This window comes from Clostridium amazonense (genome assembly GCF_056431285.1).
This window is the reverse complement of sequence record NZ_JBWKMH010000031.1, coordinates 243,474-267,119: the sequence shown is the minus strand read 5'-3', so window position 1 is coordinate 267,119 and position 23,646 is coordinate 243,474. Positions and strand designations below refer to the sequence as shown.

Here is a 23,646-nt window from a genome sequence, read left to right as displayed (position 1 = left end):
GTTTTTCTTACTTTTACTTTATTTTAAGAATAATTTATAATTTATTAATTTTTTTATTCTTTCGTTCATGAAATCTCTTTAAAATATCTTTTCCTTTTAATACTCCTAATATAAAGAAAGTTACTGCTACAACTGTTGTTATTATTAATGTAGTGTAGTTTTTATCTACTATTCCATTTCCAAAAATTGCAGAGATTAAAATCCAAGGAAACCTCCCAAGTGTAGAGTATAACATAAAATCCATAAAAGCAACATCAGATACTCCACATAAATATACTAATACATCTTTCGGTATTCCCGGAATTATATAAACAAAAAATATTACAATTTTATCGCTACCTTTGGTAAGAATTTTTCTGAATAGTTTCAAGTCTTTATTCTCAATCATCTTTTGAACTTGATTTCTCATTAAGTATCTTGCAATTAAATATCCTATTCCACTTCCTATTGCTATACCTATAATTGAAAGAATTGTACCAAAAACAGTACCAAAAATATATCCTCCAACTACTTGAATTGGCTCTCCAGGGATAAAGAAAAATACCACTTGAACAACTTGCAACAAAACATATATAACCCCACTGAAAATACCATAAGATAATATAGTGTCTTTTATCATTTGTGGATTTTTTATAACATCAGCATATTTAAAGAAATATTCATATAGTACTACTATTGTAACTAAAACAAAGATTCCAAATATTATATGAAAGATATACTTATCTAAAACATCCTTAAAATTCTTCTTAGTACTTTTTTTATTCACTTTACCACCCCATTTTATTGATACTATTTTGGTTTAAATTTTGAATTAACATAGATAACCCTGTTTTTTTCTTACATATTAATATAATAAGTAAAGTAAATACTTGTAATTTTGTTGATATTTTTATGTAATTATTTTATTTTCTCTAGCATAATAAAATAGATACTGTTGTGCAAATCCTGCTAATTCTCCAAATTTATCTCTAGCAAAAATCCTAATTTTAGGTAAAGACACATCTGGAGCTACATAAAAATATTGCATTGCTCTTTTTACCCAAACATCTACAGGAAAAGCACTATACTTTTGCATTGAAAATAACATTATACAATCTGAAACTTTAGGTCCTATACCATTAAATTGTTTTAACGCTTCATGGCACTCATCATCATTTAATGATTTAATTTCTTCTAAGTTATATATGTTGTTAGATATTTTCTCAACCGCATCTATTATGTATTTTGCTCTAAATCCTACACCTAAGGCTTCTACTTCTTCTAATGTAGCTTTTTTAAATTGATCTATTGTTGGAAATGTATAATATGTATTTCCTTTATATTCTATAGCATCTCCATATTCTTTACTTATGTTATTTATAGCTCTTTTTATCATTGGTATTCTATTATTTGCAGAAGTTATAAATGATATAACAATTTCAAAAGGGTCTTGCTTCAAAAGTCTAATACCCTCTCCAAACTCTACAGATTTTCTTAAAATTTCATCCTTACTAAGTTCCTTTTTTATTTCTGAATAATCTCTTTTCAAATCAAAATAATCACACCAAATAGTGTTAAAATCATTTAAATTTGCATTGTGAATAATCACATCATTTCCACTTTTTTCAACCTCTACTACTTTTCTAAATGCAACTCCTATATATGTATTGTTGACAGTTTCATTCCATCTAAAACACTGTCCACAATCAAAAATATCTTTTAATTCAAAATTTTTAACATCCTTTAAAATAACTTTATCGTCTACTTCTAAAACTTCTTTAAAATCCATAATATCTCCCTTCCTAAATTAAATAAAGTAAATATAATTATTATCATTATACCAAAATTTGAGTATAAAAATTCTTTTTTAAAAATAATTTTCCAAAATGTTTTATATATAGGATTCCAAGTTTGAAATTCAAATAACATCTTTATCAAGTGATATTATTAAGCTTACAGTTTATTCCATTGTTATGATTGGAACGAATTAACAATTAACAGTTAGCAATTAACAATGATGGTTGATATTACTCACTTCGTTCTTAATATTTATAAATAGAAATATAAAAAAACTAGTTTTTTTATATGTTTTAACTAATTTGCTTAACAAATTATCATAAAAATTTATTTAGAAAACTGATACTTCAGTTTTATCCTTCATTGTTAATTGTTTATCGTTAATTGTTAATTTTGTATAACACTTTAAATCGCCCTTTCTCAACTGAAACATGAATAACTTAAAGTTTAAACTTGGAACCCTATATTTTTTTATACTTCTAACCTTAGTATTTTAATTACAGCTTCATTTATTCTTTCTTCACTTATTTCACCTTTTTTTACAGATAAACCAACATACTTAATTAAGTCTGTATATAAATTTTCACTTTCATTTACAACAAAATCAATAGGCATAAGTATTATGTCATTTCCTGCATTTATTGCCTTAACTATTGCATCTTTATAATCAAAATTTTCTTTTATTGCCCCCATATTCATAGCATCTGTTATTACGATTCCATTAAACTTTAATTCTTCTTTTAATAAATCGGTAATTATTTTTTTTGATAAGCTTGCTGGTAAATTAGAATCATCTAATGAAGGAACTATTAAATGTCCTACCATTATCATATCTACATTGTTTTTTATAGCTTCTTTAAAAGGATATAGTTCAACATTTTCCAATCTTTCTTTTGAATGTTCAACTTTAGGCAGTCCAACATGTGAGTCTTCAACAGTATCTCCATGTCCCGGAAAATGTTTTGCTGTTGATAGTATATTATTTTCTCTTAACCCTCTTATAAACTCCATTGCAAATTTAGCTACTTCTTCTGCATTATCACTATAAGCTCTAACACCTATAACTGGATTATTAGGATTGGTATTTATATCTACAACAGGTGCAAAATCCACATTTATGCCTAATTTTTTAAGTGATTTTCCAATAGTATCTCCTGACTTATATGCTCTTTGTATATCTTTAGTTTTTCCTATTTCATTAGCATTTAAATTTTCACTTTCTATTGGTATTCTTCTAACAATGCCACCTTCTTCATCAGTCCCTATAATCAAATGACTATTGTTATATATAGCTTTTATATCACTAGTTAATTTTCTTGTCTGATCTTCATTTATCATGTTATTTTTAAAAAGTATAATTCCACCTGGCTTATTTTCAGTTAAAAATTTTCTTGTATTATAATCAACCTCTGTAAAATCTATAATGTTTCCATCTGCATTAACCTTTGCTATTGAAATCATCATCATTTGATTAATCTTTTCTTCTAATGTCATATTCTCAACTTTTTTAACCATATCCAATTCACTACTTTTAATCCTATCTTCATTTATTATTTTCTCTTTTTCAACTTTAAAATTATTATCTATACTGCTTTTATTGCTACCACTACACCCTATAATTAGCGCTACAAATATCAAAACAATAAAAATTTTCACTTTATTTTTCAAAAACATCACCTCCATATATAGGGTTCCAAACTCAAAGTAATCCCTTTCTCAAAAGAACACTACCCATCTTACAATTTATTTCATTATCATGTTTGAAATTAATTAGCAATGATGGTTAATATTATTCACTTGGTTCTTAATATTTATGAATAGAAATACTTAAAAACAATATATACCAATAACATTTGACAAGAATGAATTCTCACCTACAGAAATTGAGACAAATTCTCCTTACACCCTCGTAGCTGAGGTTTTAACCTTGGCGGTCTTCAATGCGGATATATAATTTAAAATATCAACGTGTAATTGCAAGGTTGAAACCTCGCCTACAGAGTTTGGCACAAATTTTCTTTTTCTCCTTCGTAGCTGAGATTTCAATCTTGGCAGTCTTTTATATGGATACAATATTTAAAATAATATCGTGTAATTGCAAGGTTAAAACCTCGCCTACAGAGTTTGGCACAAATTTTCTTTTTCTCCTTCGTAGCTGAGATTTCAATCTTGGCGGTCTTTTATATGGATACAATATTTAAAATAATATCGTGTAATAGCAAGGTTAAAACCTCGCCTACAGAGTTTGGCACAAATTTTCTTTTTCTCCTTTGTAGCTGAGATTTCAATCTTGGCGGTCTTTTATATGGATACAATATTTAAAATAATATCGTGTAATAGCAAGGTTAAAACCTCGCCTACAGAGTTTGGCACAAATTTTCTTTTTCTCCTTCGCAGCCGAGGTTTTAACCTTGGCGGTCTTTGATTAGAATATAAATACTTAAAAACTTCATTTTCAATTTAGAATCCTATAGTTATAAAGAGCAATTTAAATAGTCACTATATTTCATGAATGACCTTTTAAATTGCTCTTTTTACATTCTAATAAATTTATAAACTATTTACTTTCTGCTTTTCTTTCTCTTGTTACTATTTCATCTAATACTTCTGCACCTGAATATAGTATTTTTGCACATCTTTCTTCTTCTGTTCTATAGTTATTTTTTAACTCCAAACAGTTTTCTGTTTTTAATGCTTTATTGAATTTATCTATGTATTCTTGAGTTAATAATTTTATTCTATCACTTTCATGTGCTCTTTCTTTTGTAAATAATAATCCAAGTACAGTGATTGAACCTGTAACAACTCCGCAAGTTCCTTCTACTGCCATACCACCACCAAATGCAGCCATTGTTTTAAATGTTTCTTTACTAAGATTTAAGTTGTATTCTTCATTTGCTGCATATAATATTGTCTCTGCACAATTTAAATCGTATTCTGAAGTATAAAATTTAGTTACTTTATCCTTTAGCATAAAAATACCACCTTTAACTTATGTTATTTTGAATAAACTTAATTTATAAGCTTATTTTTATCTAAACTTAATTTTAAACCAAAGTTAATTAAAATTCTATAATAACTTTAATTTAAAATTTAAATAGGAGAAGTTAATTTTCTCCTATTTAAATTTACTTATTAAATAAATGCTTTATTTAATTCTTTAGCACCCTCTAAAACAAATCTACCATCTCTTATAATATCTATTTTTTCTCCATCCTTACACACAGCAGTTATAAATTCTATATCATCATATGGAATTGTTATATCTGTATGACAACCAGTATATGCATTTTCTATATCAGTTTTTCTAAGTATTGATTTTTCATTATCCCTTGCAATAATTTCTTTTCCATCTGGATTATATACACTTATATCTTCAACATAACTATAACATGTATCACCTATAGCAAAGTGAGGTCCCATTTTTTCAACTATTAATATAGGTAATAAATTTACTATATCATGTTTCTTTGCTATTACATATGCTAGTGTATTAGTGCCAATTGCAAATTCTCCAATTGGCAATGTGTTATGTGGAAATAATAAATTTTCTTTTATATAATTTTTATTTTCCTCTTCCTTTGCAAAATTAGTACAAGTATATTCCTCAACATATCCATCTTTAAATTTTAATTCTAAATTCTTATATTTTAAATCATCTAAATAAACTTCATCTACATGTAAAATTCCATTAGTACATTTTAAAGTAGGAGATGTAAATACTTCTCCTACTGGTATATTTACGTCAGCTACACAGTTTTCAAAATTTGTTTCTTTTTCTGGATTTATAATTTCATTCATTTTTACTTTTATATCAGTTTTATTATTCCCAAATCCTTTTACATGAACATAATCAGCTTTATCTAATGCATCTATTATACTTTGTTGAATCTTAGAATATTTATTACTATCTAACAAATTTATTTTTAATATATCTTCAAATATTTCTTCAAAATTCTCTCCTATTTCTGGTACAGGAAATGCTATTATTGTAAAGCTTGTTTCTGACTCTGGAATATACTTATCTTCCTCTACCATAATTTTAGATCTATAACTTTGTAATATCTTACTTTGTTCTTGATTAAGTTTTAGTGCCTCTTTTTTTGATTCTGGTGCAAAAGGTATATCTCCAAACTTTTCAAAAACTAAAACTCCACCATACTTATTTAAACCATCTTTATTGTCTTCAAATGCCTTAAGGGTTGATTTCATTTTTTCATTACTTATTTCTTCATCATAAGATAAAGCCATATCAAATTTATGATCATAATCAAATTGTTTGTTTGGTGAAGTAGTTTCCATATAGCTAAATATTGCTTCTATAGAACTCTCTTTTAACTTTCTTATTAATGCTCTTAGAATCTGCTCTTGACCTACATTTGCAATAACTCTTGCTGTAGATTTTTTTGTATAATCCTTATTATCCCTCTTAAATCCTTGAATATATGCATTTACTACAGTTGTAGCTATTAAATCTATATCTTTGTATTTATTTAAAAACTGTGCTGTTTTTATTTCATTTTCACTTATATAACTACCATATTTAAATAAATATCTTATATCTTCTAAATCTGAATTTTCTATTATATCTTTTTTATAATTATCTGTTTTAATCAAACGTCTATTTAAATTTTCTTCTTCTAATAATTCTGAGCTATTCAATGCTAAATCCTTTAATAATTCTTTTATTTTTAACGCATCTATTTCTCTCATATCTGCTACATAATTATAAATGCTTAAAAAATATTCATTATAAAAATGCATCATTTTTAAATTATGAGAAAATGCATACTCTATATAACCTCTATATGAGCTAGCTAAAACTGTAGCAATTTGACCTAATTCTTCTCCTAAAACTTCTACTGCATATGTAGGATTACAGTAACTTGTTTTATAACCTTCACCTTTAACCTCATCATATAATCTATTATTATCTTCTAATAATTCCTCAAAAGATTTAGTAAAATACTTATAATTCAATTCTTTTTCTAAACTGCAAATTTCTTTAATGAAATTAGCCTCTTTTATTAAAAAAGCCTTGAACTTATTCATTTTTTTATCTATAGCAATACTTGCTATTTGTGATATTTCATCTATTGTAAAAATATAGTTGTCTTTATTAAAATTAAATTTCATTGTATTTCCTCCTATAATTCATATAAATTAATTAATATATTTCCCCCTTAATCATTGAATTTAAAATGTAATATAACTATATAATACTATTGTAAATTTTACCTTTCAATTCCATTTATTAAATGTTAATAAATAATTTAACTATATTTTTACATATTACATTTTTAAATTTAATAAAAAAATTATTTCTAAAAATTAGAAATCAAATTTTTACATTCACTATCCATTTTACATTTAAAAATATAGATTAAATTTCTCATTTGATATTTGAATAATTTCAATTGAGAAACAGATATTTATATATCACACAAAAACGTGTTTTTTAGATATTTCTATTTTTAGATATTAGGAACAAAGTAAGTGCTCTCTACCATAACTATTCACTTTTCACTCTTACTTCTTAACTTATTTTCAAATATAAAAATAGGAATAACTTGTAACCCCATATAATACTTAAATCTAAACTTTTGTAAAAAAATTTAAGTTCCTATAAAATGAAAAAACAGAAGATTAATTAACCTTCCGTTCTTTCATTTAAATTTTAAACACTTCTATTTTTTCAACTAATTCTTCTGTTAATTCTCTTAATTCTTCTGATGCTTGGGTTACTTGACCACTTAATGTGCTTAGTTCTTCAGTAGATGCTGATATTTCTTCTGTTGTTGCTGATATTTCTTCTGATATTGCTGTTGCATTGTCAAGTTTTAATGTTATTTCATCTTTTTCCCTGCTTATCTCTTGAGAACTTTCTTTTATATCTATAATTTTAGGTAATATAGTTTCTATGAGATTAGATATAGTACCAAAGGATTTTATAGCATTACTTACATCTTCTCTTTGACGTTGAATTTCTTGTTCTAAGTCTTTAGTTCCCTCAGACATAAATTTACTTTCATTTAATACATTTTCTATTACATGAGTTATCTCAATTGCTGAATTTTTACTTTGTTCTGCAAGTTTTCTTATTTCATCTGCTACTACTGCAAATCCCTTTCCAGCTTCACCTGCCCTAGCTGCTTCTATAGCTGCATTTAATGCAAGTAAGTTTGTTTGTTCTGCTATACTATCAATAACTTCTGTTATTTCATTTACAGAACTTATTTTAACAGTTACATTATTTAATACATATGCAAATTTATTAAAACTCTCTGTAAACTTATCTATAGAATCAAATAATGATTTCATATCCTCATTACTTCTTACTGCTTTAGACCCTATATCTCCAGTCATTTCATCTATGATCATAATCTCTTTATTCATTGTATTAACTTTTTTCCCAAACTGAATCATATAATCATTTATAGCAACTAATTCTACATTTTGTTCATCATTTCCTTTAGCTGCTTCATATATAGCTGCTGATATATCTTTTGATCCAGATAACATATTTCTAGATGTATTCTCTAAATGATCTGAATTAGTATTTAAAATACTAGAGCTTTCTTTAACTGATTTTATTATTTCACTTACTGACTTTTTACTTTTTTCTATAGCTCTATAAATATCTCCTATTTCTCCACCTTTTTTCATCTCTTTTTCTGATAATCTAGATGTAAAATCGCCCTCAGCCATTTCTTCTATATAATCTTTAACCTTATATAAGTTTTTGCTAAATAAAATTGCAATTCTTAAACTTAATATTATTCCAATTACTATAGATATTCCTATTAATATCATTAAAATTCTTATAACCTTATTAAAACTACTTAATAACTCATCTTCCTCTACAAAAAATGCTAATGACCATCCCCCACTATTCTCTATAGGTTCATATGCTAAATATTTTTCTGCACCAAGAGAGTATTTTTCAATACCACTCTCTCCTTTAATCATTTTTCCATTTATTTCAGCAATTTTATTAAATCTGTTATCTGTTTTTGCTAGTTCAATAGCATTTTCCTTTTCTTCAACAGACTTAAAATCAGCACTTGCTATTGTTGTTCCCTCATTATTAATTACACATGCCTTTCCAGTTTCTCCATATGTAATTTTAGAAACTTCTTCAGATAAAACTTTAGCATCTCTTATTACGGCTAATACGCCTACTATATTATCTCCATTTTTAATTGGTATTGTATATCCAAGTGTATATGTTTTATGAACTTCAGAATATTCTGGCGGCATCAACGTATATTGTCCCTTTATAGCACTTTGAAAATATTTATCACCTGATATATCTATATTTTTAGCACCTGACGTAGAATTTAAAATTCCTTTATTATTAACTACATCTATTGCTAATAAATTATATTTTTCAACATACTTATTCAGTATAGATATTTTTTTTTCAAATTCCAAATTCATATCGGATATATTCTTATCATCTGTAATCATAGATGCTAATGAAAAATTTTGCTCTGCATCTTTTGAAATTGTACTTGCAGACTGTTTAGTCATATTTTGCAAAGTAGCTATACTATTATCTAAGATAATCTCCTTAGACTTTGCTGTTATAATAGTTGCTAATATTAGTAATATTGCAATGAATGAACCACATATATTTACTATAAGTTGCGTTCTAATCCCATCCTTACTATACAATGCTTTTCCATTTTTAAGCAAATTATTCAACCTTATCCCTCCTAGTTTTATGATATTTTCAGTAAAAAAATGTCGTATTTCGACACTTTTTTATATTATCGTAAAAAAAAAATACATATAAATGAATTATATGTATTTTTTTATAAACATTTTATGAATTTAATTAAACTTATTCATTGATTTTAAAATTTTCCATTTTATCATTTAATTCTTCTATCATAGTACCTAACTTAACTGCTACTTTATCAACTTCTTCACTAGAATTATTAAGTTCTTCTGTAGATGATGATATTTCCTCTGTAGTTGCTGATATCTCTTCTGATATTGCTGTTGCATTTTCTATTCTTTCTGATATTCTAGCTGATTCCTCATTTACTTCTATAGCACCTTTATTAATTTCATTTATCTTAGGTATTATATTTTCTATTAGTTTTTCTATATTAATAAATGATTCTATTGTTCTAGCAACACTTTTACTTTGTGCTGTTATATCTTCTGTCATAATATCTGTAGTACTAGATATATTAGTGCTTTCTTTTAATACATTATCTATAACATTTGTTATTTCTATAGCAGAGTTTTTACTTTGTTCTGCAAGTTTTCTTATTTCATCTGCTACTACAGCAAAACCTTTTCCTGCTTCTCCAGCTCTTGCTGCTTCTATAGCTGCATTTAATGCAAGTAAGTTAGTTTGCTCTGCTATATCATCTATTACTGTAGTTATTTCATTTACTGAGCTTATTTTATAATTCATAGTATTTATTACTTCAGTGAAATTCTTAAAACTATTGTTAAATCTTTCTATAGCTACTCTAAGTTCATTCATATCTTTATTACTTTCACTTGCATGATTTTCTATCTCAACAGCCATATTGCTAATCTTGGAAAATTCCATAACCATATTTTCTATTTTACTTACAAATAACTCCATTGAATTATTTATAAATACCAATTCATTGCTTTGTTCATCATTTCCTTTTGCTGCCTCCTGAATTGCGCTAGTTATATTTTCAGAACTTGAAAGCATTTCATTAGATGTAGCTTTTAATACATCTGATTCATCATTTATTATATTAGAACTTTCTTTAACAGAAATTATCATATTTGCTATACTTTCTTTACTCTTTCTTATAGCTCTATATATATTTCCAATTTCATTCTTCATAGCAAGTTCTTTTTCACTAAGCATAAACCTGAAATCACCATCAGCCATTATTTCTATAGCATTTTGAATTTTTAAAAGGTTTTTAGTAAAATTAGTTGCTAATCTAAAACTTATTAATATTGCTAATATTGTTGATACTACCATCAATGTATTTAATAACGTTTTTAAAGTTCCTAAAGCTTCTAGTGCTTCATCTTTATTAATAAAAGTAGCAACTGCCCAACCGTCCGTTCCTTCAACTGGAGTTGTTGCTATATACTTTGACACCTTATTATATGTATACTCATCTATTCCTTCTTGTCCATTAATTGCATTTTCTAAAAGTTTTCCTATATGCTCAAAAGATGGATCTCCAACTGCATCTTTAACTAAGTTTTCTTCTTGTTCAACATACTCAAACTCATTACTTACTATAGTTCTACCTGTTTTATCAATAGCATACATTCCACCAGTTTCACCATATTTTAAATCCACTAACTGACTTGAAAGATACTTACCATCTTCTTCTGATCTTAATATTCCTACAATCTTTTCTTCATCTTTTATAGGAATATTGTATGCTGTAACATACTTTTTATTACTTTCATCATAATGAATAGCTTGTACATAATCTTCACCTTTAATTACTTTCTCAAACCATTCTTCTTTCGAAAAATTTTCATTACTTTTTCCTTTACTTGTAATTGTTGTACCATCTAAGTTTATAATTTTTAAATCTTCTAATTTATTTCTTTTCATATAGTATTGTAAAGTTTCTATCTTGCTTTTTTCTTCTACTTTCGAATTCCACAATCTAATATCACTTGCCATAATTTTTGCAAATTCTAATCTATCATGTACTATTGTAGAAAAATAATCCGCTGATTGATGATTTATTGTTTTTAAAATATCTTTAGTGTTTTCCGTAAGTATATTCTTAGCACTTATAGTTATCACTAAAAGAATAGCTATCAACATAGCTAAAAAAGTAATTGATATTTTAGATGTGAATTCCGTTTTTATACTATTAAAATTTGTAAATTTCGAAAATTTTTTCACCTTTTTTTTCAATTATTCTTCACCCCTCAAAATATGTATTATATTTTTTATATTGTACTACATATATTCGATTATTTTCCTTATTTTTTTACATATTTCGTGTTTTATTTATAATAATAATTAATTTTTTTATTATTATTTACAATTAATTCATATATTTCTAATTAATTAGGCTTTATAGGGTTCCAAAATCAAAATAATCTATTTATCAAATGATATTTATAAAGTTACATGTTATTCCTATTTTTATATAAAATTTAAGTAAGAAGTAAAATTTAATTTTCATATCAAATGAAAAGACCACCAAAGTTAAAACCTCAGCTACTAAAGTACTATAGCTTTTAGTCACATCTATAAAAATTGAATATCCAATTTTAAAGAATGATTTTTTATTAAATTTGCAGAGCAAATTAGTTGAAAACAATATAAAAACGTAGTTTTTAAGCATTTCTATTTTTAGATATTAGGAACGAAGTGAGTAATATCAACTATAACTTTTCACTCTTAACTCTTACTTGGTTCCAAATATAAAAATAAAAATAAACTGTAAGCTTAATAATATCATTTAATAAATCTATTATTTTAAATTTGAGCTTTGAACCCTATATTTATAGCATAGTTTTAAAATACAAAAGCTATATTAAAATAATTTAGTAATTATTTTAATATAGCTTTTCTAATTTTTATTTATTAAATTTTAAATATTGATAGTGTATTTTCTAATTCTTTTATCATTTCATCTAGATTTTCTGCTGTTTCAGCAACTTCTTGTGAAGAACTATTAAATTCTTCTGTTGATGCTGAAATCTCTTCTGTTGTTGCTGATATTTCTTCTGATATAGCTGTTGTATCTTCTATTTTAACTATAATATTATTCTTTTCTTCTCCTATTTCTTCAGAATTTTTAGCTGTAGATTCTATTATTGGAATAATTTTACCCACTGCTTCTGATATATCTTCAAAAGACATTATTGCTCTATTTACACTTGATTTCTGTATTTCTACTTCTTCACTCATTTTTTCTGTTCCTGAAACTATGTGTACACTTTCATTTAATACACCTTGTATAACATTGCTTATTTCAATTGCTGAATTTTTACTTTGTTCAGCAAGCTTTCTTATCTCATCTGCTACTACAGCAAATCCCTTTCCTGCTTCTCCAGCTCTTGCTGCTTCTATGGCTGCATTTAATGCAAGTAAATTTGTTTGCTCTGCTATACTATTTATTACTGTTGTTATCTCATTTACTGAGCTTATATTATTGTTCATAAGAGAAATTTTATTAGAGAACTCCTTAAACATTGTATTAAATTTATCTATAGACTCATTTAATTGTTTCATATCTTTATTGCTCTCTGTAGATTTTACTTCTACATCTTCTGCATATTTATTAGCAGTATCTATGCTTTTTATCATATCATTTATTTTATCACTAAAATTATTCATTATAATACTTACTTCTGTTAAATCCTTACATTGATTGTCATTTCCTCTTGCAGCTTCTTGTATAGCTGCTGCTATATTTTGAGATGCTGCAAACATATTTTCAGATGTAGATGTAAGCCCTTCACCTTTTTCTTTAATTATATCAAAGTTTCCCTTTACTGCTTCTAACGTATATGATATAGATTTTTTTGTATTATCAATTGCTCTATAAATATCTCCAATTTCATCTTTTAAACCTAGTGATTTCTCATCTATTTTTAATGTAAAATCTCCATCGGCCATTATACCCATTTTTTCTTTAGCTTTTATTAAATTTTTTGAAAAACTATTTGATATTGAATAACTAATAACACCTGCAACTGCAAGTCCTATTAATGTAATTGTAAATAGTGTTGTTTTTAAACTATTTAATCCAGCTAATAAATCTGGCTCATCTACAAACATTCCAATAGACCATCCATCAGTTCCTTCTATAGGTGCATAAGCTAAATACTTATTTACTTTATAAAAGTAAGAACCTACCCCATCTTCTCCTTTAACCATTTTTTTATGTATATTGGCAACTTCAACAGATGAAGGGTCTTTTTCTGCATTTATAATTTCATTATCTTTATTTACTATATCTTCAAAATCTGGACTCATTATTGTATATCCATCTTTATCTATCACATAGCTTGTACCTGTGTTTTTATATGCCATCGTTTTCATAACTTCACATAAATTTTCTGCATTAATATTCATAACTAAGCAACCTATAACTTCTTTGTTTGCACTTATAATAGGATGTGTCATAGTTATATAATATATATTATCCTTTTCATTCAGATATGGACTTGTTAAAGTTTCCTCTCCTTTTAATGCATTTTTAAAATATTCCTCATTAGATATATCTATATTTCTTTCTCCATTTGTTGAGTTGTATTTTCCATCCTTATATGCAACTCCTATTGAATATACATCACCATTTTCTTTAAATACATTTATAGCCGGTAATTTTTTATCAAAACTTATGCTTGTATCTTGCAATATATTAGTTTTTGCTAATATATTACCTATTTTTCTTTGTTTCATAAACCTAACAGAAATTTCATTAGCATTTTTTCTATTAATGTCTTGCATAGCTTCTAAGTCACTTTTTATTATTATTTTATTTGCCATAAAACTTACTGTAGCAAAAATAATAATAAGCACTGCCAAAAATGACATCATAATCCTAGATATCATTTTTCGCTTTATACCCCCATTCATAATTTTACTCTTTACCTTTTTCATAAAATATTCCTCCCACCTAACCATATATTTCATTTAAAATCTAATTTTTATTTTTAGTAAAATTTAAATTTAAATGTTCCCCTTTGAATACTTTAAATTTATCAAATTTTCGCATTTATTTCAATTATCGATATTATTTAATAAATTTTTACATATTTATTATTTATTTCGTTTTTTTCTACGTATTGTTTATTAATAAAAAAATAGAGAAGGAATTTTTCTTCTCTATTTTTTATACTCATTCTATTCTTCAATATTAAAAAATTCTATTCTACTATTTAATTCTCCACTTAAACATAACAATTTTGCAGAAGCACTTGCAACGTCCTTACTTGATGAATTAAAATCTTCTGTTGATGCTGAAATTTCTTCTGTTGTTGCTAACAATTCTTCTGATATAGCTGTTGTATTTTCTACTCTTTTTGAAATTTCTTCTCTTTCCATGTTTATATCTTGTGATGCAGCTTGTATTTCACCTATTCTAGGTAATATATTATCTATGTTTTTAGATATATTTTTAAATGATATTATAGCTTTATCTATATCATTTTTTTGTATTATAATATCTTCTTGCATTGTTTCTGTACTAGAATGTATATTCTTACTTTCATTTAAAACTTCATTTATAACATTATTTATTTCAATAGCAGAATCCTTGCTTTGTTCTGCAAGTTTTCTTATTTCTTCTGCTACTACTGAAAATCCTTTTCCTGACTCTCCTGCTCTTGCTGCTTCTATAGCTGCATTCAATGCTAATAAATTTGTTTGTTCTGCTATATCATTTATCACTTTTGTAATTTCATTAACTGAATTTATTTTACTATTTACCTTTTCTATAATGTTAGTAAATTCATTGAAACCATTTCCAAAGTTATTCATTGACTCAACTAAATTCTCCATATCTTTATTGCTTTTCGTTGCATTTAAACCAATATTTTCAGCCATCTTATTTATATTTACTATAGCTCCATTCATTTCTTCTATTTGATTTCCAAACTTTATCATAGACTGATTTATAATTGTCAATCCTGTACTTTGTTCATCATTTCCATTTGAAACTTCTGAAATTGCAGCTGATATATCTGTAGCTCCTGATAACATTTCTTCTGATGTATTTTTCAAAATTTCTGATTGATTATTTATAACTTTTGAATCATCTTTAAGAGCTTTTATTAATTCACTCATAGAAATCTTACACTTATATAATGCATTATATATATCGCCAATCTCATCATTTCGTTTAAAATCATCATCTTTCAATGTTATAGTAAAATCTCCATTTGCTATTGTATTAACTGCTGATTTTATTTTATTAAATGCCTTAGTTAACCTATTTGCTATTAATAAGCTTATTGTACCTGCTATGATTAATGCAATAATTATTATAGCTACTAATAAAATCTGCAATTTATTTAAACTATTAAGCACTTCTGATTTTTCTATAAATACACAAGTAACCCATCCATCAGTATTTTCAACTGGAACACATGCTAAAAACTTAGTTACTCCATTATATGTATATTCGCCTATACTTTTATCTCCATTAATGGCTTTCTGTTGTATTTTTGAAATATCAACTAATTTTAAATCAGTCTTAGATTCCTCTATTATATTTTCTCTTGCTTTAATATCATCAAAAGAACTACTTGCTATGGTTGCTCCCTTTTTATCTATTACATATACCCCACCAGTTTCTCCATATTTTAAACTTCCTATAGCTTCTGATAATTTCTTAGCATCTTGAACAATGCTTAAAACACCAACTATTTCATCACCAGCTTTAACAGGTACACTATATATCATTATGTATTTATTGCTGCTTTTTGAATATGTAGTAGATTGTATAAACTTTTCTCCCGCCATTGCATTTTTAAAATATGGCTTATCTTTACTATCCAACCCATCAGTTCCGTCAGTAGCATGTAATTTACCATTCTTATCTGTAAATCCAATTGATATTAAATTATATTTTTTAGTATACCTAGCCATTATCTCTTTTTTTTGTTCTATCGTTGAATTTACATCTTTTATGTAAATATTTTCACTTAAAAAATCAGCAACTTCTAAACAATCTTTTGCTTCTTTTGATACTATTTTTGATACTTCATCTGTTATTGTTTTCATAGATTCTGTACTATTATGTGTAAGTATCTTAGTTGCTACCACGTTAACAGATATCAATATCACTAATAAGACTGCTAAAAATGCACCTACAATTTTCATCATTAATTGTTTTTTAATGCTTTTTCTAATTTTCTTCTTTTTTAAATTCTCATTTGTTACCAATTATACCACCCCTATTTCATAGCTTTTATATGAGGCACCCCCTAAAAATAAACTTATATAACTTAAAATAACTTTATTTAAAAAACTACTAATATCTTTTAAATTTTACCCTTAATAAGTTTAAATTTATATTTTGTCCCCAAAATAATCTTTCATGACATACTCCTTATTGTTTTTCCCATTTCGACATTTTTCTTCATTTTCTGCCTTTTATTCTTCATTTTAAATATTTATTGGAAGTTTGTTGATTTTATAATTATTTTATCATAAATTGTTTTAGTATTATATTGTAAATTTAATAAAATTTTATTTTTATTCTATTTTCCTTAAAAGTATGTATTTATGACCTTTTTTAAATTAATTTTCATTTATATTTTTTAAAATAAATTTTTTACTTTATCAATGAATTGGTCCTCTAAAAATTAAAAGGTATAGCACTTACATACTATACCTTCATATATTTATTAATTAAATTTTAAATATCTCAACTTTTTCTTTTAATTCTTTAGTTAAATCTAATAATTTTATTGCAGTATTTGCAACTTCTTCATTTGATGAATTTAATTCTTCTGTTGAAGCTAATATCTCTTCTGTTGTTGCTGACATTTCCTCTGATATAGCTGTACAATTTTCTAACTTATTAGCTATTGATTGACTTTCTGTCTTTATTTCATTAGAATTCTCACTCATTATTCCCATTTTAGGTATAATATCTTGTATAAAATCTTCCATATTTTTAAATGATTTAATTGTTTTTTCAATATTATCTTTTTGACATTTCATTTCGTCACTCATATTTTTTGTGCTATTGTACATGTTGCTACTTTCACATAATACATCTTCTATGACTTTTGTTATTTCTATAGCAGATTCCTTACTTTGTTCAGCAAGCTTTCTTATTTCATCTGCAACTACTGAAAATCCCTTTCCTGCATCTCCAGCTCTTGCTGCTTCTATTGCTGCATTTAATGCAAGTAGATTTGTTTGTTCAGCTATACTATTTATTACTGTTGTTATATCATTAACAGAATTAATTTTCTTATCTACACTTGTAATAACTTCTACAAATTCACTAAATGTTTCACTAAATTCATTCACTGAAGTAATTAATTTTTCCATGTCCTTGTTACTTTTTTCTACTTCACTACCGACTTCTTCAGCTGTATTGCTTAACTCTGAAACATATTCAGACATATAGGTTATTTTTTCATCGAACATTTTATTTGTTATATTTATATTAGTCATCTCTTCACTTTGTTCATCATTTCCCTTGGCAGCTTCACCTATTGCTGTTGCAATATTTTGTGATCCTTCTAACATCTCAACCGATGTTACCTTTAATATTTCTGATTGCTCATTTATAGTTTCTGAATTATCTCTTACAGCTCTTATTATTTCACTTATAGAATCTTTGCTATTTCTTATTGACCTATATATATCTCCTACTTCATTTTGAAGTTTTATATCCTTTTCATCTAAAGTCATGGTAAAGTCTCCACTTTCCATAGTTTCAATAGCACCTTTTATTTTATCTAAGTATTTTCCAAACCTTCTTCCCATTCTAAGACTTGTACAAATAGAAATCATAATAGCTATTAAAGTTATTACTATAAATACTTTTTGAAGCTCAGTTAAAGCACTTAGAACTTCATATTTTTTAAGCCAAATACATGTAACCCATCCATCTGTTCCTGCTATAGGTGTATATGCTAAAAACTTAGTACTTTTATTTGCACTATATTCCCCTACACCGCTTTCTCCTGCTATTCCATTTCTATGCATATCTGCTACAGGCACTACTGCACTTTCTTCTTTCGCTAATTCAATTATATTCTCTTCATTCTCTATATCTTCAAATACATTACTTAAAATAGTATTTCCATTTTTATCTATAACATAAACTCCGCCATTTTTTCCTAAATTTATGTTGCTAATTTCTTCTGATAATTTTTTTGCATCTCTAGCTACAGTTAATATTCCTATAATTTCATTTCCATTCCTTATCGGCTCATTGTATGTCAACACATGTTTTCCTAATTCTTTGCTATATCTTTTAGTTTCAGTATAACTATTTCCTTTAATGCATTCTTTGAAGAATTCTTCATTACTTACATTACCAAAGTCTATCTTATCATTTATATATACATTTCCATCTTTATCTGTTATTGAAACATATAATATATCATTGTTCTTTTTAAATTCTTCAAGTATTGATAACTTTTTTGTATTATCAATTTCTTTATTTTTTATTTCATTTCCACTACTTAATATTTTTACTAACTGGGTGTTTATTTGATTTCCTTTACCAATAATTTGTGATGCTTGTGATGTCATAGTTTTCATGTTTTGTTTTGTCATATTAGTTATAATATTTACAGCTACAATATTTACTGAAATAATTACAGAAAGTAAAATTATAATAACTGCTCCAACAGACTCTATAGTCATATTTGTCTTTACACTTTTAAACTTACCGTTCCTTTTTTTATCTTTCATTCTATTCTCCTTTAAATTAATTTTCATTTGTTTATAAGTTACTGCTAAATTTTCAACTCAACCATAAATAGACATATTTACTTTCTTTATATAGTTGAATTTAATTAATTTTATATGAATTAAAACTCATTATTTTACACTTTTTTCATTCTGAGTTAATTTTTCGTTAACATTTTACTTCATATTTCATACTTTATCAATAGAACGGTTGATTTTAATGTAAAAAAAATTTTTTACAACAATATTCTACATTTTTCTTTCTTATAAATAAATATCTAAATATTATATGAATATAAGTTGTAAAATGAAATTATTTAAATATCAAATAACCATAATTGTATTTTTCAACTTGTTTCCCTATAAAATAAAAAAAGAATTAACTTAATTAAGCTAACTCTTTTATATCTATAAATTTTGTAATTCTTTATGCTTGAACATCAAGCTTTGAACCTACATTAGGATCAACTGCCATTTCTCCCATCATTTCTGTTAATCCAGCAGCTATTTGATCATTTGAATTCATCTGAAGTTTTGTAACTGCTAAACTAACTGCACTTGATAATGATGCATTGCTCATTCCCATAGATAATGCTCCTATATCCATAAAAATTCCTCGCTTTCATTTAATTTAGAATTTTACTTCTATACTACATTATCGAGATAATTTTAAAATAATGAACTATAGTTTCTTATTTTAAAATTCTTATGATATTTATTTATTAACTTCTATGATCTTTTCTTCTTTAGAAATTTCATATTTTCTATTACAAACTTCACATTCTAAATTTTTATTTAATTTGTTACCACATTTACATACATAACCAATTCTTTCAGCAGGATTTCCAACAACTAATTCATATGGATTTACATTTTCAGTCACTACACTCCCTGCCCCTATCATTGCAAATTCTCCTATAATAATTCCACAAACCACTGTTGAATTTGCACCTATTGATGCCCCTCTTTTAACTAATGTTTTAAAAACTTCCCAGTCATTATTAAAAGCCCTTGGATACATATCATTTGTAAATGTAACACTTGGCCCAACAAATACATCATCTTCAATCTCTACACCATGGTATACATTAACTCCATTTTGAACCTTAACATTGTTTCCTATAACTACATCAAAATCTATATATACATTTGTACCTATTATACAATTTTCTCCTATTAATACATTCTCTCTAACTTGAGAATTGTTCCAAATCTTTGTATTATTTTTTATAATTGCTTTTTCATTTACTTCTGCACTTGGATGTTTAAAGTAATTCATAATATATCACATCCCAATTTATATAAATTTTTTATTATATATTTTTTCACGTATAATATTAACAACTTTTAAATCAATCAATGCTTCTTCAGCCTTAACTTTTAATGGTACATTTCTAACTATTGAATCCACAAAATTTTGATTTTGTTCAATTAATGCATCTTTATTAATTATAAATGCCTCTTTAGTTATAAACTCATTTTTATATCCTATTTTATCCTCTAGATTTCTTTCTAATTGACTAAAAATAGTTATACTCTTATCCATATAATTAACTTCAATAAACTTATCTACACTATTAATATATAAATTTCTAATTTTCTTTTCAGTAACTCTACTAGCTGTTAAATCTACTATAACTCCATTATTGAAATAAATATATGCCACTGCATAATCACAGTTTTTTTGTTCAATTGATTCTTTTTTTACACTTCTTCCTATAGCTTCAATGTTATTAATTTTTTTACCATCCATGATGTATAAAATAGCATCTATATCATGAATCATTAAATCTAAAACTACATCTATATCTTGTACCCTATTATCTACAGGACTCATTCTTTTAACACTCATAGCAATTGTTTCATTACTATTAAATATATTCTTTAAAACATCTATAACAGGATTAAATCTTTCAACATGTCCAACTGTAAATTTTACATTATTTTCTTTAGCTATCTCTATAAGTTTTTCTGCTTCATCATATTTAAATGTAATAGGCTTTTCCACCAAAACATGTTTTCCATTTTCCATAAAAAATTTTGCTATCTCATAATGATAAATAGTTTGTGTAGCAATTATAACAGCATCTATGTCATTAATCATATCTCTATAATTATAATAACCTTTAATATTATATAATGTTGAAATTTCATTTACTCTATCTTTATCAACATCACAGCATCCTACTAATGTTGCATTTTTTATATTGCAAAAACTCTTAATATGATTTGCCCCCATTTTACCTACTCCAATTACTCCAACCTTCATCTTTTTCTCCTCCATATCTATAGAGTTTCATAATAAAATTCTGAAATATTTTCTTATATACTTATATTGTATATGTATACTTTCATACTTTTATTTAATCTTATGTTTATAAGGTTCCAAGCTAAAATTTTAAATAATAGCCTTCTCAAATGATATTATTAAGCCTACAGTTTATTCTATTATCATGTTTGGAACCAATTAACAGTGATTGATGATATTGTTCATTTCATTCACAATATCTTTAATGGATTTTTTATTAAAACCTCTTTCTCCATTTGTAGCTGAGACTTCAGTCTTGGCGGCTTTGATACGGCTACAAGATTAAAAATAATATCGTGTAACAGGAAGGTTAAAATCTTGCCTAATTTATCAATTGACAATTATGGTTAATATTACTCACTTCGTTTCTAATATCTAAAAATAGAAATACCTAAAAACTACGTTTTTATATTGTTTTCAACTAATTTACTTTACAAAGCATTATAAAAATCAATTAAAAAACTGATACTTCAGTTTTATCCTTCATTGTTAATTGTTAATTTTTGCACTCTACTTTGAGTTGCACCTTCTCAACTTAAACAAGAATAATTTTATTTTTCCACTTGTACTCCTATATCCCCACTCTATTTAATATATTGTTAAAATCCCAACTTTGTTACTTATGAAAATAAATTTTTATTCTTTTCCACACATATCTAAGATTTCAACCCTCGCCTACTTTACCAATTGACAGTTGACAATGGACATTTGACAGTTATTGATGCTATTATTCATTTCATTCATAATATTTTTATTGGTACATCTAATGGCTGGAATGAATTCCACCCTACATAAAAAATTTTAATAAATATATGGCACATTACCTTTTTCCCCTTCGTAGCTGAGACTTTAGTCTTGGCGGTCTTGGATTTGGATTCATAACTTTAAATACAAAAAAGAAGATGCTTTTCTAGCATCTTCAATATATTTCTTATTTATTTTTATTGAAAAATGTTGATATAAAATCTGTAGATTTTATTGGGGTATATTTCTCTACACTTTTTTCATTAAATCCTTCATTGGATTTTATATGTATTTTACTTCCATGAATTGCAAATGGCACTGGTTCTCCTACATGCTTTCCATCTCTACATCTTGTCATATGATCCCCGCAAATTGCAATTCTATATTCATCTTTGTATTTATTTTTTAATTCCTTAAGTATTGGACCTAGAACTAATTTATCTACATTTTCTATTGCTTTAATCTTACCATTATAATTGTGTTGATGTGCTTCTTCATCAGTTGCATTTACATGCACTAATATAAAATCATGATTTTCTATATATTTTATGGCACAATTGGCCTTTGCTGAATAATCTGTATTTATATATCCATTTGTACCATCTATAACTTCATAATCCATATCTGCTGCTATTGCTATTCCTCTTAAAAAATCCATTCCACAAACTACTGCTCCACTAAGCCCTGTCATATCTTTAAACTTAGGTATCGCTATCTTTCTTGATGGACTCCAAAGCCACAACATTTCATTGTTTTTTAAATTATATGTACTCGTTATAAAATCATTTAACATCTTAGCAATTTGTGGTTTATTATTAGAAGATATACTTAATTTATTTATATCTTCCCCAATATGCATATGTGGTGCATAACACTTTATGTCATCCGCTTTAACTTCCGAATTTCTAACAACTAATATATTTCTATAACTTTGCCCATGATATATTTCTATATCTTTTCTTGGCAATTTAATGTCTGATATAAACTTCTTAGCCTCACTATCACTAATAAGATTTGCAGTAAAATCATTTATATATTTCTTTTCTTTATCTGTAGTTATTATATTACATCTAAAAGCTAAATCATCTTTTCCTATATCTATCCCCTGAGCTATTGCTTCAACTGATGCCCTACCACAAGGATAATACTTTCTTGCATCATATCCCAAAAGTCCCATTATACAAACCATACTTTCAACAGGATACCCCTTAAATGCAGTATCAATTCGCCCAACCTGCCCATTATATGCTACATAATCAATATTAGGCATAACTGCTTTTTCTAGTGGTGTACAATAACCTAACTCTTCTATTGCTTCATCACTTACTCCATCTATTATTAAAAGTACATACTTCATCTTGATCTCCCCTAGTATATTTTAACTTATGTAAACTATCCATATATGATTATACTACTAATTTATTTTAATTTTGTACAGTGC

General features: G+C 26.1%; 14 protein-coding genes. All 14 read right to left on the bottom strand.

All coding sequences use genetic code 11. The annotated features are described in order from the left end of the window. Positions 1-34 precede the first annotated feature (34 nt). The 14 genes from AC07E4_RS13495 to apgM all read right to left on the bottom strand — a co-directional run bounded on the left by AC07E4_RS13495 (position 35) and on the right by apgM (position 23,562). The gene (locus AC07E4_RS13495; RefSeq protein WP_478216672.1) at positions 35-766 is read right to left on the bottom strand and encodes a TVP38/TMEM64 family protein; all 732 of its coding nucleotides are present in this window, start codon (positions 764-766) and stop codon (positions 35-37) included. A 123-nt stretch (positions 767-889) separates the two neighbouring features. Next, a complete protein-coding gene (locus AC07E4_RS13490) occupies positions 890-1,768 on the bottom strand; it encodes a DNA-3-methyladenine glycosylase family protein (RefSeq protein ID WP_478216671.1) in 879 nt (292 codons plus the stop codon). 479 nt (positions 1,769-2,247) lie between these two features. Continuing rightward, positions 2,248-3,444 carry a glycoside hydrolase family 3 protein gene (locus tag AC07E4_RS13485; protein WP_478216670.1) on the bottom strand — a complete coding sequence of 399 codons (1,197 nt, stop codon included), beginning with the start codon at positions 3,442-3,444 and terminating at the stop codon, positions 2,248-2,250. 889 nt (positions 3,445-4,333) lie between these two features. After that, positions 4,334-4,750, bottom strand: a complete 417-nt coding sequence (locus AC07E4_RS13480; RefSeq protein ID WP_040328514.1) for a C-GCAxxG-C-C family (seleno)protein — start codon at positions 4,748-4,750, stop codon at positions 4,334-4,336. A gap of 161 nt (positions 4,751-4,911) precedes the next feature. Further along, the gene (locus tag AC07E4_RS13475) at positions 4,912-6,912 is read right to left on the bottom strand and encodes an aminopeptidase (protein WP_478216669.1); all 2,001 of its coding nucleotides are present in this window, start codon (positions 6,910-6,912) and stop codon (positions 4,912-4,914) included. 534 nt (positions 6,913-7,446) lie between these two features. Next, a complete protein-coding gene (locus AC07E4_RS13470) occupies positions 7,447-9,483 on the bottom strand; it encodes a methyl-accepting chemotaxis protein (protein ID WP_478216668.1) in 2,037 nt (678 codons plus the stop codon). Positions 9,484-9,622: 139 nt separating this feature from the next. After that, a complete protein-coding gene (locus AC07E4_RS13465; RefSeq protein ID WP_430830031.1) occupies positions 9,623-11,668 on the bottom strand; it encodes a methyl-accepting chemotaxis protein in 2,046 nt (681 codons plus the stop codon). 678 nt (positions 11,669-12,346) lie between these two features. Continuing rightward, the gene (locus AC07E4_RS13460; protein WP_430830032.1) at positions 12,347-14,374 is read right to left on the bottom strand and encodes a methyl-accepting chemotaxis protein; all 2,028 of its coding nucleotides are present in this window, start codon (positions 14,372-14,374) and stop codon (positions 12,347-12,349) included. 243 nt (positions 14,375-14,617) lie between these two features. Then, the gene (locus AC07E4_RS13455) at positions 14,618-16,660 is read right to left on the bottom strand and encodes a methyl-accepting chemotaxis protein (RefSeq protein ID WP_040328508.1); all 2,043 of its coding nucleotides are present in this window, start codon (positions 16,658-16,660) and stop codon (positions 14,618-14,620) included. A 468-nt stretch (positions 16,661-17,128) separates the two neighbouring features. Then, on the bottom strand, positions 17,129-19,156 hold the full coding sequence (locus tag AC07E4_RS13450; protein WP_040328507.1) for a methyl-accepting chemotaxis protein: 2,028 nt from the start codon (positions 19,154-19,156) through the stop codon (positions 17,129-17,131). Between the two features lie 424 nt (positions 19,157-19,580). Next, positions 19,581-19,760, bottom strand: a complete 180-nt coding sequence (locus AC07E4_RS13445) for a YjfB family protein (protein WP_040328506.1) — start codon at positions 19,758-19,760, stop codon at positions 19,581-19,583. A gap of 108 nt (positions 19,761-19,868) precedes the next feature. Then, complete coding sequence (locus AC07E4_RS13440) at positions 19,869-20,432, bottom strand: acyltransferase (protein ID WP_478216667.1); 564 nt, start codon at positions 20,430-20,432, stop codon at positions 19,869-19,871. Between the two features lie 18 nt (positions 20,433-20,450). Then, complete coding sequence (locus AC07E4_RS13435; RefSeq protein ID WP_040328502.1) at positions 20,451-21,422, bottom strand: Gfo/Idh/MocA family protein; 972 nt, start codon at positions 21,420-21,422, stop codon at positions 20,451-20,453. A 970-nt stretch (positions 21,423-22,392) separates the two neighbouring features. After that, the gene (gene apgM, locus AC07E4_RS13430) at positions 22,393-23,562 is read right to left on the bottom strand and encodes a 2,3-bisphosphoglycerate-independent phosphoglycerate mutase (protein WP_478216666.1); all 1,170 of its coding nucleotides are present in this window, start codon (positions 23,560-23,562) and stop codon (positions 22,393-22,395) included. Positions 23,563-23,646: the final 84 nt, after the last annotated feature.